General features: G+C 74.2%; 11 protein-coding genes. 8 read left to right on the plus strand and 3 right to left on the minus strand.

Going from position 1 to position 11,772, the window contains the following annotated elements:
* The first annotated feature begins 18 nt into the window (after window positions 1-18).
* The 3 genes from AB0J40_RS18040 to AB0J40_RS18050 all read left to right on the plus strand — a co-directional run bounded on the left by AB0J40_RS18040 (window position 19) and on the right by AB0J40_RS18050 (window position 3,103).
* A complete protein-coding gene (locus tag AB0J40_RS18040) occupies window positions 19-1,254 on the plus strand; it encodes a helix-turn-helix domain-containing protein (RefSeq protein ID WP_364454019.1) in 1,236 nt (411 codons plus the stop codon).
* 63 nt (window positions 1,255-1,317) lie between these two features.
* A complete protein-coding gene (locus AB0J40_RS18045) occupies window positions 1,318-2,349 on the plus strand; it encodes an aldose epimerase family protein (protein ID WP_364454021.1) in 1,032 nt (343 codons plus the stop codon).
* A gap of 49 nt (window positions 2,350-2,398) precedes the next feature.
* Window positions 2,399-3,103 (plus strand): transporter substrate-binding domain-containing protein, encoded by a 705-nt coding sequence (locus AB0J40_RS18050; RefSeq protein ID WP_364454024.1) that lies wholly within the window; start codon window positions 2,399-2,401, stop codon window positions 3,101-3,103.
* A gap of 1 nt (window position 3,104) precedes the next feature.
* On the opposite strand, the gene AB0J40_RS18055 is transcribed toward AB0J40_RS18050, so the two are convergent.
* Genes AB0J40_RS18055 through AB0J40_RS18065 form a run of 3 tightly spaced genes read right to left on the minus strand, consistent with a single transcriptional unit; the run spans window position 3,105 to window position 4,919 of the window.
* On the minus strand, window positions 3,105-4,055 hold the full coding sequence (locus AB0J40_RS18055) for a TIGR03557 family F420-dependent LLM class oxidoreductase (RefSeq protein WP_364454026.1): 951 nt from the start codon (window positions 4,053-4,055) through the stop codon (window positions 3,105-3,107).
* Window positions 4,056-4,080: 25 nt separating this feature from the next.
* A complete protein-coding gene (locus AB0J40_RS18060; protein ID WP_364454029.1) occupies window positions 4,081-4,500 on the minus strand; it encodes a nitroreductase family deazaflavin-dependent oxidoreductase in 420 nt (139 codons plus the stop codon).
* Entirely contained in the window at window positions 4,497-4,919 is a 423-nt protein-coding gene (locus AB0J40_RS18065) for an ester cyclase (RefSeq protein ID WP_364454031.1), read from the minus strand. The genes AB0J40_RS18060 and AB0J40_RS18065 overlap by 4 nt, the downstream gene beginning before the upstream one ends.
* Before the next feature lie 93 nt (window positions 4,920-5,012).
* On the opposite strand from AB0J40_RS18065, the gene AB0J40_RS18070 reads away from it, so the two are divergent.
* The 5 genes from AB0J40_RS18070 to AB0J40_RS18090 all read left to right on the plus strand — a co-directional run bounded on the left by AB0J40_RS18070 (window position 5,013) and on the right by AB0J40_RS18090 (window position 11,740).
* A complete protein-coding gene (locus AB0J40_RS18070; RefSeq protein WP_364454034.1) occupies window positions 5,013-7,448 on the plus strand; it encodes a helix-turn-helix domain-containing protein in 2,436 nt (811 codons plus the stop codon).
* A 176-nt stretch (window positions 7,449-7,624) separates the two neighbouring features.
* Window positions 7,625-7,984, plus strand: coding sequence for a hypothetical protein (locus AB0J40_RS18075; RefSeq protein ID WP_364454037.1), 360 nt, complete (start codon window positions 7,625-7,627; stop codon window positions 7,982-7,984).
* A complete protein-coding gene (locus AB0J40_RS18080; protein WP_364454040.1) occupies window positions 7,981-8,586 on the plus strand; it encodes a hypothetical protein in 606 nt (201 codons plus the stop codon). The genes AB0J40_RS18075 and AB0J40_RS18080 overlap by 4 nt, the downstream gene beginning before the upstream one ends.
* Before the next feature lie 118 nt (window positions 8,587-8,704).
* Window positions 8,705-10,288, plus strand: a complete 1,584-nt coding sequence (locus tag AB0J40_RS18085) for an AMP-binding protein (protein ID WP_364454042.1) — start codon at window positions 8,705-8,707, stop codon at window positions 10,286-10,288.
* Window positions 10,289-10,645: 357 nt separating this feature from the next.
* On the plus strand, window positions 10,646-11,740 hold the full coding sequence (locus tag AB0J40_RS18090) for a DnaJ domain-containing protein (protein WP_364454044.1): 1,095 nt from the start codon (window positions 10,646-10,648) through the stop codon (window positions 11,738-11,740).
* Window positions 11,741-11,772 lie beyond the last annotated feature (32 nt).

The following is an 11,772-nucleotide window of genomic DNA, read 5'->3' on the forward strand; positions in this document are numbered from 1 at the left end:
ACGCGGAAAGGGGTGCCCATGACCCGGACGATCACCGTCCCGCACCCCCGCGGCACCGGCCGCGCCCGGCAGCTGTGGTGCTCGCTGCCCACCGAGCTCGCGCGGCGGTTCCGGCCGCACGCCGATCCGCTGTCCCGGCGGATCCTCGAGGAGATCCAGCGGGCCGTGCCCGAGTACGCCAAGCCCCTCGAAGGCGAGTTCGGGAAGATGATCGTGCTGGCGATCGAGCAGGCGGTCCTCAGCTGCATCGACAGCATCGACGGCCTGCCGTCCACTGAGGACAATTGGCCGAAGCTGTTCCGGGAGGTCGGGAAGCGCGTCCACCACGACGGCGGCAGCCTGAACTCGCTGCAGGCGGCCTACCGCGCGGGCGGGCGCGCGGCGTGGCGGTACGTCGCGGAGCTGGGCCAGGCCCACCGGTTCCCGGCGGCCGTCCTGTGCGTCGGCGCGGAAGCGATCTTCGCTTACGTGGACGAGATTTCGTCGTACTCGGTCGAGGGGTACACCCTGGCGCAGGCGATGGCGACCGGCACGCTCGAACGACGACGGCGGCGGCTGCTCGAACTCCTCCTCGCCACCCCGCCGTCCTCACCGGCGACCCTTTCCACGATGGCGAAGGCCGCGAAGTGGACCATGCCGGAGCGGGTCACCGTCGTCGCGCTCGACCCGCGGGACGAGCAGCACCTGACACCGGCCCCGCAGGTCGCCGACGACGTCCTGCTCGACCTCGAAGGCACCGAGCCCTGCCTGCTCACCCCCAACCCGGACCGCGACCTGCGGGATCTCGAAGGCCGGCTGCCGGGCTGGCGCGCGGCGGTGGGGCCGCGGGTCCGGCCGGCCGACGCGGCGACGTCGGCGCTCTGGGCCCGGCGCACGCTCGACCTCGTGCGCCGCGGCGTGGTCGGCGACCGCCCGGTCACGCACACGGCCGACCACCTGGCGACGCACTGGCTGCTGGCGGACCGGTTCCTGCTCGACGAGCTGTCGGCGAAGACCCTGGCGCCGTTCGCGGACCTGACGGCGAAGCAGCAGGTCCGGCTCGCCGAGACGTTGCTGAGCTGGTTGGAGCACAACGGGAACACGCCGGACATCGCGCAGGCGCTGGGCGTGCACCCGCAGACCGTCCGCTACCGCGTGAGCCAGCTGAGCGACCTCTTCGGCGACCGGCTGGCCGATCCGGCGCAGCGGCTGGAGATCCAGATGACGCTGCGGGCGCGCCGGCTGCTCGAGGCGGAGCCGCCGGGCGAGCGGTGACCCCTTGACCGTGCGGTACCTCCTCCCCCATGCTGTTAGCGCTAACAATGGGGAGGGCCCTCGATGACGCGCACCGAACTCACGCGGGAGCTGTTCGGCCGGGCCGGCGGCACCGACGTCCACCGGTACACCCTCTCCCGGGCCGGGATCACCGTCCGCGTGCTCGACTACGGCGGCGTCGTCCAGTCGCTCGAAGCGCCGGACCGCTCCGGCCGTCCGGCCGACGTCGTCCTCGGCTACCCCGATCTCCGGGGCTACCTCGACAACAACCGGCCGGGCGCGGCGCGGGTGTTCCTGGGCGCGGTGATCGGCCGGTACGCCAACCGGATCGCCGGCGGCGCGTTCGCCCTCGACGGCGTCCTCCACCGGGTCCCGGTGAACGACGGGAAGAACAGCCTGCACGGCGGCCCCGCCGGGTTCGACACGCGCGTGTGGGCCGCTTCCGAAGTTCCGGACGGCGTTCGGCTCACGCTGGTGAGCCCGGACGGCGACCAGGGCTACCCCGGCCGGCTCACCACCGAGGTGACCTACCGGCTCGACGACCGGCTGCGCATCACCTACCGGGCGACCACCGACGCGCCGACGGTCGTCAACCTGACCAACCACACCTACTGGAACCTGGCCGGCGCCGGGACCGTGCACGACCACTCCCTGGCGATCGCCGCGAGCCGCTACTGCGCGGTCGACGAGGACCTGATCCCGGCAGGCGCCCCGGCGCCGGTGGACGGGACGCCGTTCGACTTCCGCCGCGCGACGGCGATCGGCGCCCGCCTCGGCGACCCCGACCCCCAGCTGGCGATCGGCGGCGGCTACGACCACAACTGGGTCCTCGACGACGGTTCGCCGTTCGCCGCCCGCGCCTGGGAGCCGTCGTCCGGGCGGCTGCTCACGATGTGGACGACCGAGCCCGGCCTGCAGTTCTACTCCGGCAACCACCTGGGCGATCCCTTCACGGGGTTCGCGCTGGAGGCGCAGCACTTCCCGGACTCGCCGAACCGGCCGGACTTCCCGGGCACGGTGCTGCGCCCGGGCGAGGTCTACCACCAGGAGACGGCCTTCGAGCTGACGACGTCGGACGAGCCGCCGGTGGCGTGAGCAACATTCGCCCCTCCTCCGGCGGCCCCCGCCGTTACCCTCGCCGGTCATGGGAGACCTCGCCGCCGACCTCGCACCGACCGGCGTGCTGCGCGCCGCCATCAACCTCGGCAATCCCGTGCTCGCGCACGGCACGCCGGACTCGCCCGGCGGCGTCACCGTCGACATCGCGCGCGAAGTGGCCGCGCGGCTGGGCGTGCCGGTGGAGTTCGCCTGCTTCGACGCGGCCCGCAAGTCGTTCGAGGCGCTGACCTCGGGCGCGGCCGACCTGTGTTTCCTCGCGATCGAGCCGGCGCGGGCGGCCTCGGTGGCGTTCACCGCGCCGTACGTCGTCATCGAAGGCGTGTACGCGGTTCCGGAAGGTTCCGCGTTCGCCTCCCCCGCGGACGTCGACCGGCCGGGCGTCCGGATCGGCGTGAAGCAGGGCTCGGCCTACGACCTGTTCCTGACCCGGACCCTCGAGCACGCGACGGTGGTGCGCGGCTCGGACGGCGTCGCGGTGTTCGAAGAGCAGAGCCTGGAGGCGGCCGCCGGGATCCGCCAGCCGATCACCGCCTACGCCGCCGCGCACCCGGGGACGCGGGTGATCCCGGAGCGGTTCATGCAGATCGAGCAGGCGGTCGGGACGTCACCGGACCGCGCCCCGGCGACGGTGGCGTTCCTGCGCGAGCTGGTCGAAGAGCTGAAGGCGAACGGGTTCGTGGCCGAGGCGTTGCGCCGGGCGAACCAGCCGGACGCCACCGTCGCACCCTGAGTCAGAGGCGGGGCAGCACCTGCGTTCGCCACGCCTCGAAGAACTTCTCCTGGTCCGGGCCGATCTGCTGGACGTACACCTCGTCGAACCCGGCCTCGGCGAACTCGCGCACCGCTTCCACGTGGCGGTCGGCGTCCGGGCCGCACGGGAACTGCTCGCGAACCATCTCCTCGGTCACCAGGCTGGACGCCGCCGCGTAGTCGGCCGGGGTCGGGAGCGTCGAGGGCAGCTTGCCCGGCAGGAGCTCGTTTCGCCACCGGCTGTGCGCGGTACGGACACCGTCCTCTTCGGACTCCGCCCAGCACACCTTCAGGCCGCCCTGCACCGGCTTGCCGCCGCCGCCCGCTTCGCGGTACTTCCGGACCAGATCGGCGTCGGGCTGCACCGTGCAGAAGCCGTCGCCCACGCGGGCCGCGAGGCCGGCGGCCGCCGGGCCGAACGCCGACACGTAGATCGGCACCGGCTCGTCGGGCAGCGTGTAGAGCCGGGCGTGGTCGACCGTGTAGTACCGGCCGCGGTGGTCGACCTCCTTGCCGGTGTGCAACTCGCGGATGACGTGGATCGCTTCTTCGAGCATCTCCAGCCGCACCGCGGGCGGCGGCCACTGCTCGCCCGTGACGTGCTCGTTCAGCGCCTCGCCGGTGCCGACGCCGAGCACGAACCGCCCGTCGAACTGCACGGCGGCGGTCGCGGCGGCCTGTGCGACGACGGCCGGGTGCAGGCGGACGATCGGACACGTGACCGCGGTCGAGACGGGCAGCGAAGTGACTTCGCTCAGCGCGCCGAGCACCGACCACACGAACGGGCTGTTGCCCTGCTCGTCCAGCCAGGGGTGGAAGTGGTCGGAGATCCACAGCCGCTCGAACCCGGCGGACTCCGCGAGCCGGGCCTGCCGGACCAGCTCACGCGGCGAAAACTCCTCGGACGACAGGAAGTAGCCGACACTCACCATGCCCAGGGGCTACCACGCGGGCGCCCTACGAAACCCCGGACGGGGTGAGCAGGCACAACGGGATGGTCCGCCCGGATTTGCGCTCGTAGTCCGCGAAGAACGGCGCCCGGCGGAGGACGACGTCCCGCCACAAGCGGTCGCGCTCGGCCGCGTCCGGGATCCGGACGTCGACGTCGCGCGCCCGGTCGCCGACCCGTACCTGTGCGTCGTCCGCCGCGCGGATGTTGCGGAACCACTGCGGTTCGCGCTTCGCGCCGCCCGCCGACGCGGCCACCAGGTAGCCGCCGTCGTGGTCGAAGTAGGCGACCGGCACCGTGTGCGGGCTGCCGGTCCGGCGGCCGGCGACGGTGAGCAGCAGGACGGGCCGGCGCTTCGCCGTCCGGCCGAGCCCCCGGCGGTACAGCGCCACCGCGAGCTTGTTCGCCAGGCGCGGCACCGCGGTCATGACGCCAACCCCAGCTGGAGGCGGAAGGTGTGCTCGTCCCAGAGCGTCCACCGCTGGGTGAACCGGCCCGCCGGGCCGACGCGGTAGATGTCGACGACGTTCACCCGCAGCCGGGCACCGGTCGCCGGCGGCAGCCCCGCGAACGCCGCGCCGCTGTGCGTGCCGGTGACGGTGAGCCGCTGGGCCAGCGTGTCGCCGTCGACGACCTGCTGCTCGGTGTGCGCGCGCAGGTCGGGGAACGCGCGCCGGATCTCCGCGACGAACTCCGCCAGCTCGGTGACGCCGGTCGTGCGGTCCTCGACCGCGAGGTACTGGACGTACGCGGGGTCGACGAGCTCGTCGATGACCGCGAGGTCGCCCTGGTTGAACAGCTCTTCGGTGATTCTGCGGGCCCGCGCCCGGATCTCGTCGGGTGTCATGCCGGCCAGCCTCGCGTCCGGGCGCGGACGGGACCACGACGTTCGCTCACCGTCGGCTTGACACATTCGCCGGGTCCGCGACGATTCAAGGCCGTGAGCTTTTCCGCCCTGCTCAAGTGGCTGCGCCTGGCCGCCGGCCTGACCCAGGAGGCGCTCGCCGAGCGCGCCGGGGTGAGCCCGCGCGCCGTCAGCGACCTCGAACGCGACCCGCGCCGGATCCCGCGGCTGGACACGGTGCGGCTGCTCGCCGACGCCCTCGCGCTGGCCGAAGCGGACCGCGCCGCGCTGCTGGCCGCCGCCCGCCCGGCCGGACCGCCACCGTCACCCACGCCCGGGCCGCCGCGGCTGCTGCCGCCGCTGATCGGCCGGGCGGGAGTGGCCGCCGCGCTCGTCGAGCTGCTGGACCGCGGCGAGACGCGGCTGCTGACGCTCACCGGTCCCGGCGGCGTCGGCAAGACGCGCCTCGCGCTGGAGGTCTTCGAGACGGTCCGCCCGCGCTACCCGGACGGCGCGCTCTTCGCCGATCTCGCGCCCCTGCGCGATCCCGGGCAGGTCCTCCCCGCGATCGCGCACGAGGCCGGGCTGGACGAACGCGGGCCGCTCCCGGTCGCCGACCGCGTGGCCGCCGCGTTCCGCGACAAGCGGGCGATCCTGCTGCTCGACAACTTCGAGCACCTCGTCGACGCCGGCGCCGACGTGGTGGCGCTGCTCGGCGCGTGCCCGGGGGTGACGGTCCTGGTCACCAGCCGGGTGCCGCTGCGCGTGCGCGCCGAGCGGGACTACCGCATCGCCCCGCTGGAGTCGGGCCGGCCGGACGCCCCGGCCGTGCGGCTGTTCACCGAGCGCGCCACCGCCGCGGGCGTGTCCCTCGAAGCCGACGAGACCGTGGCGCGGATCTGCCGGCGGCTGGAAGGCCTGCCGCTGGCGATCGAGCTCGCCGCGGCGCGGACCCGGGTGCTGCCGCCGAGCGTCCTGCTCGACCGGCTCGAGCACCGGCTGCCGATGCTGGTCGGCGGCCCGCGCGACCTGCCCGACCGGCAGCGCACCATGCGCGACGCGATCGGCTGGAGCTACCAGCTCCTGTCGCCGGCGGCGCAGGCGGTGTTCCGCACGCTGTCGGTGTTCGCCGGCGGGTGCCCGCTGGCCGCGGTCGACGACCTGGACACGCTCACCGAGCTCGTCGACGCCAGCCTCGTCACGACCGGGCCGGACGGGCGCCTCGGCATGCTCGAGACGATCCGGGAGTACGGGCTCGAGCGGTTGCGCGACCGCGGCGAGGAAGACGCCGCCGTAGGACGGCACATCGAGTTCTTCGCGAGCCTGGAGCCCGCGGCGGTCGAGTCCGAAAAGGACAATGTGCGCGCGGCGCTCGACCGGGCCGTCGAGCGCGGGGACGCGGCCGCCGCGCTCCGGCTGTGGCTCGCGCTGTCGGGCTTCTGGACCGACCACGGCCTGCTGCACGAAGGCGTTCGCGCGGCGGCGGCGGTGTTCGCCCTCCCCGGCGACGCACCCGACCGGCTCCCCGCACTGGCCGGGGCGGCGCGGATGGCGACCGGCATCTCGGCGTTCGAAGAGGCGACGGCGTGGTGCGAACAGCTCGTCGGCCTCGCGCGGCGAACCGGGACCGGCCTGGTGACGGCACTCAACACCCGGGGCGTGCTCGCGCGGCTGGTCGACCGCTACGCCGACGCCCTCGCCGACCACGAGGAGGCGCTCGCGCTGGCCGAGGCGTCGGGTGACCGGGCGGGGCACGCGGCCGCGCTGATCGGGACGGCGTACGCGCGGTTCTTCACCGGCCACACCGGCGAGGCGATCGAGCTGGCCGAGCGCGGCCTGGCGGAGACCCGGGCGGCCGGCTCGGACCGGGACCTCGCCGACGCGCTGACCCTGCTGGCGTGGCAGGCGATGCACGCGGGCCTGCACGAGCGGGCGCGCGAGCTCGGCCGGGAGGGGGTCTCGGTCGCCCGAGCGATGGGCGACCGCAGCCGGGTGGCGGAGGCGCTGCGCGGCCTGGGCACGAACGCCCAGCTGATGGGCCGCTACGAGGAAGCGGGCGAAGCGCTGCGGGAGTGCGAACGCCTCAACCGCGACCGCGGCGACGACCACACGGCCGACCAGCTCCTCGCGCACCTGGGCCACCTGTCGATGCTGACGGGCGACCTCGAGGCGGCCCGCGAGACCAGCGTGATCGCGCTCGCATCGGCCCGCCGGTACGAGGACCTGTGGGCGACGGCGATGTCGACGACCCAGCTGGGCCACGTCGAGCTGGCGGACGGGCGGGTCGAGCGGGCCAGGGCGCTGTTCGCGGAGAGCCGCGAGCTGTTCGGGCGGATCGGCAACCCGATGTACCTGTCGTGGTGCTTGGAGGGGCTGGCCGGCCTGGCGGTGTCGGACGGCGACGAGCCCCTGGCGGCGCGGCTGTGCGAGGAGCGGGAGAAGCTGCTGAGCCGTCTCGACGCGCGGCTGCCGCCGATGAACCCGCCGGGCTTCGAGGCGGTCCTGGAGGTGGTCCGGGCGGGTCGTGAGTGAGAAACCCTGTTTCACTCACGACCGGTCGCTGCGGGCCCGGCCTCGCGCCGGGTGAAGCGCCACCCACCGCCGGCGGGTTCGGCCGGTCAACGGTGAGTGCTCGGTGGGTGCGCGTCGTGGTTCGGGAGGTTGCGCCGGCTCAGGCTGGGAGCCGGTTCGAAACCCAGGAGGAGACCATGACCCGCACCCCCGTCTACACCACCGGCTACGTCATCTGCGTCGTGCTGGGGCTCGCCGACCTCGTCGGTGTCGCCGGCCTCGACATGGACGACGCCCCGCCCGCCATCGTCGTGATCCTCGGCGGTGTCTTCGGCCTCGTCACCCTCGCCGCGGCCGTGCCGGCCTGGCGGGGCAACCGCGCCGGGCACTTCGCCGTTGCCGGTTCGCGGGCGCTGTCGGCGCTGCTCGCCCTTCCCGCCTTCTTCGTCGACGCCCCGACGTGGGCCCGGCTCCTCGCCGGCGGGCTCGTCCTCCTGACCATCGTCGGGCTCGGGCTGCTGCTCAGCGGCGCGCCCCGGCACGCGATGGCGCGATGAGCCGCGCCGCGGGCCCGCTCGCCGCCGGTGGCGCGGCGGGCCTGGCCTGGGCCGCCGGCCTGCGCGGCCTGATGGTCGAGGTCGCCGGGCCGGAGTCCGCCGTGCACTGGTACGGCACCTTCGTCCAGATCCTGCTGCCCGGCGTCGTCACCGGCGCGCTGTTCGGCTGGGCGTGGCACACGCGCCGCCACCGGTGGCTCGTCGTCGCGCCGCTGGCGTTCCCGATCGCCGTGATCGTCTCGCCGGACGTGGTCGCGACGATCGCCGCCGGCCAGGTCCCGTTCAGCGACGGCCTCGGCGGCGGCGCGCTCGCCTTGCCGCTCTTCGGCATGGCGGGCGGCTACGCGATCGCCGGCCGGGGCGCGCCGTGGCGGCGGATCGCCCTCGGGGTGTTCGCGCTGGTGCCCCTGCCCGCGTGGGCGTTCGCGAGCGCGGCGATCTCGCCGTCGCTGAGCCTCGCCACCGCCCGCGGTGCCTGGGTCGCGGCGCTGTTCTGGGCCTCCACCGCGACACTCGCGCTCGGCTGCGCGATCCCCCTCGCCCGCGCCCGGCCCCCGGCGCACGACGACGCGACGGCCGTCCCCGCCGACGCCCGCGGCTGACCACACACCCCGCACATTGCACTTGCGTCGCTACCGTCATCAATCCGACATCGCGTCTTCTCGACGGTCGCAACGAGTGCTACGTTCCTCGTGGTGCAGGTCGACCCGAGGGGTTGCGATGAGGCTTTCTCCCAGCGCGCACACCGACTCGTTCTGCCGCGACCGGCTGCCGCCGGCGGAGCAGTGGCCGCGGCTCGTGTTCGACCTGCCCGAGCTGCACTACCCGGACCGCCTCAACGCGGCCACCGCCCTGCTCGACGGCGCAATCGACCGCCTCGGCCCCGACCGGCCGTGCCTGCGGTCGCTCCGGGAGACGTGGACCTACGGCGAGGTCCGCGCCCGCGCCAACCGCATCGCGCACGTCCTCACCACCGAACTCGGGGTCGTCCCGGGGAACCGCGTGCTGCTGCGGGGCACCAACACCCCGTGGCTGGCGGCCTGCTGGCTGGGCGTGCTCAAGGCCGGGGCGGTCGCCGTCGCCACCATGCCGATGCTGCGGCGCCACGAGCTCGACAAGATCGTCGACCGCGCCCGGCCGGCCGTGGCCCTGTGCGACGAGCACCTGCTCGACGAACTGCCACCGGGGCTGCCCGTCGTCGCCTACGGCAGCGAACTGGACGAACGCTGCGCGCGGCACCCGGCCACCTTCGCCGACGTGCCCACCGCCGCCGACGACGTCGCGCTGCTCGCCTTCACCTCCGGGACCACCGGATCACCCAAGGCGACGATGCACTTCCACCGCGACCTGCTCGCCATCGCCGACACGTTCTCGCGCCACGTCGTGCGGCCCACCGCCGACGACCTCTTCTGCGGTACCCCTCCCCTCGCGTTCACGTTCGGCCTGGGCGGCCTGCTGGTTTTCCCGTTGCACGCCGGCGCGTCCGTGCTGCTGGTCGAGCGCGCCACGCCCAAGGAACTGGCCTCGATCGTCGCCGAGCACGCGGTGACCGTGCTCTTCACCGCGCCGACCGCCTACCGCGCGATCCTCGGCTCCGGCGACGGCGCCCTCCTCGCCGGAGTGCGCCGCGCCGTCTCCGCCGGCGAAGCGCTGCCCGCCGCCGTCGCCGAGCAGTACCGCGCCGTCACCGGACGCCCGCTCATCGACGGCATCGGCAGCACGGAGATGCTGCACGTCTTCATCTCCGCCGCCGACGAGGCCGCGCGCCCGGGCACCACCGGTACCGCCGTCCCCGGGTTCCGCGCCGCCGTCCTGGACGTCGACGGCACCCCGGTACCCGACGGCACCCCCGGCCTGCTCGCGGTGCAGGGCCCCACCGGCTGCCGCTACCTCGAGGACCCGCGGCAGGCCGACTACGTCCGGGACGGCTGGAACATCACCGGCGACACCTACGTCCGCGAACCCGACGGCTACTTCCGGTTCGTGGCGCGCAGCGACGACATGATCGTCTCCTCCGGTTACAACATCGCCGCTCCGGAGGTCGAAGAGGTGCTGCTCGGCCACCCGGACGTCGAGGAGTGCGCGGTGGTCGGCACGCCCGACCCGGACCGGGGCGCGGTCGTGACCGCCTTCGTCGTGCTGCGCGCGGGCGTCACCCCCGGCCCGGAGGTCGTGCACGCCCTGCAGGAGCACGCCAAAGCCGTTGCGGCGCCGTACAAGTACCCGCGCCGGGTGCGGTTCATCGACGCGCTGCCGCGCAACGCGAGCGGGAAGCTCCAGCGCTTCCTGCTGCGCGAGCGCTGACGGGGGTGACGGACCCGCTGCCGAGGTGGGGTGGCGGTGGGCCCGTCACGTCTGTGGGAGGACATGCCTCCACGATACCCGCCGAGTCGAACACGTGTTCGCGTCTCTTCAGGTGAATCCCCGCTACGAAAAGTCACCAACACGCCCGGAAACCCCGTCGCGGCAACACTTCCGGGTGACACACGGTCCGAAATGGACACTCACGGACCACGGCAAACGCACCGGAAGCCCAGCCCGGCACCCCGTCACGCGACTTCGCCGGAGGACCATCACCCCGACGCGCCGAAGAGGCGGTGCGAGACCGGGAAACCGCGTCCCATAAAGTCTTCGCGCAGCCATCCGGAGGTGACCGCCCGCGTGCCCGACGTCGACTACTACGAGGTGCTCGGCATCCGCCGGGACGCCACGGCGGCCGACGTCAAGACGGCCTACCGCCGGCTGGCCAAGACCATGCACCCGGACGGCGGCGGCACCGTCGGCACGTTCCGCCTGCTCCGTGAGGCCTACGAGGTCCTGGGCGACCCCATCGCCCGCGCGCGCTACGACTCCGGTGGCGCGACCGTGGTGCCCGTCCCGGCCCGGCCGCGGCCCCGGCGGCGCTTCGGCGACGAACCCGGCTTCGTCCCCGACCTGCCCGAACTCGACGCCGAGGACCTGAGCTGGTGGCACTTCGCCGGGCAGGACACCCGGATGCGCCACGGCCGCCGCCGCGGGCCGGGGCACACGCCGGTGGTCGCCGCGGTGGGTGGGATGGTGCTGGTGCTGCTGCCGCTGGTCACCGGCGTCGGGTTCAGCACGCCGGTGCTCATCGTCTGGCTGCTGCTCACCGCCGGCACCGCACTGCTCGTCCAGCGCCTGGCCCGCGGCTACCTGCGGGCGAACCGGGCCCGCGAGGCCTACGCCGAGGAGTTCGGCGGCCGCACCGTGTTCGGCACGCCGGGGACCGAACGCGACGAGCTGGCCGAGCGGCTCACCGCCGACCTGCTCGAGACCTACCTGACCCGGCTGCCCGGCGCGCGGATCTTCCACGGCCTCGCCTGGCCCGGCTCGGTGTTCGCCGACGTCGACCACGCCGTGCTGTGCGGGAAACGCCTGGTCCTCATCGAGTCGAAGCTGTGGCTGCCGGGGCACTACGAGACGGCCGAGGACGGCAGGCTGCTGCGCAACGGCCGCCCGTTCCGCGGCGGCGGCAGCCGGCTCGCCGAGAGCCTCGCCGCCTACCGCGACCTGCTGCCCGGGGTGGCGCTGCGCGGGGCGATGATCGTGTACCCGAGCCGCAGCGGCGACCTGACCACGGCCGACCCCGGCGACCTGCCCGCCGCGCCGATGACGCCGGAGGAGTTCCTGCACGAGATCGGCGAATGGCTGGCCGCCGATCCGTCCACAGTGGACCACCAGGCGCTGCGGACCATGCGCGACCAGGTGGTCGGCGGGGGCGGCCGGGCGGCGTGAGACCGGCGGGACGGCCGGCCGCCATGTCAGGC

Origin of the sequence: Amycolatopsis sp. NPDC049691, from assembly GCF_040675005.1 — a bacterium.
Lineage (GTDB): Bacteria > Actinomycetota > Actinomycetes > Mycobacteriales > Pseudonocardiaceae > Amycolatopsis.

Coding starts and splice junctions, on each gene's coding strand:
- AB0J40_RS18045 (WP_364454021.1), top strand. CDS start 1,318: ATGACGCGCACCGAACTCACGCGGGAGCTGTTCGGCCGGGCCGGCGGC.
- AB0J40_RS18080 (WP_364454040.1), top strand. CDS start 7,981: ATGAGCCGCGCCGCGGGCCCGCTCGCCGCCGGTGGCGCGGCGGGCCTG.
- AB0J40_RS18050 (WP_364454024.1), top strand. CDS start 2,399: ATGGGAGACCTCGCCGCCGACCTCGCACCGACCGGCGTGCTGCGCGCC.
- AB0J40_RS18040 (WP_364454019.1), top strand. CDS start 19: ATGACCCGGACGATCACCGTCCCGCACCCCCGCGGCACCGGCCGCGCC.
- AB0J40_RS18065 (WP_364454031.1), bottom strand. CDS start 4,919: ATGACACCCGACGAGATCCGGGCGCGGGCCCGCAGAATCACCGAAGAG.
- AB0J40_RS18055 (WP_364454026.1), bottom strand. CDS start 4,055: ATGGTGAGTGTCGGCTACTTCCTGTCGTCCGAGGAGTTTTCGCCGCGT.
- AB0J40_RS18060 (WP_364454029.1), bottom strand. CDS start 4,500: ATGACCGCGGTGCCGCGCCTGGCGAACAAGCTCGCGGTGGCGCTGTAC.
- AB0J40_RS18075 (WP_364454037.1), top strand. CDS start 7,625: ATGACCCGCACCCCCGTCTACACCACCGGCTACGTCATCTGCGTCGTG.
- AB0J40_RS18085 (WP_364454042.1), top strand. CDS start 8,705: ATGAGGCTTTCTCCCAGCGCGCACACCGACTCGTTCTGCCGCGACCGG.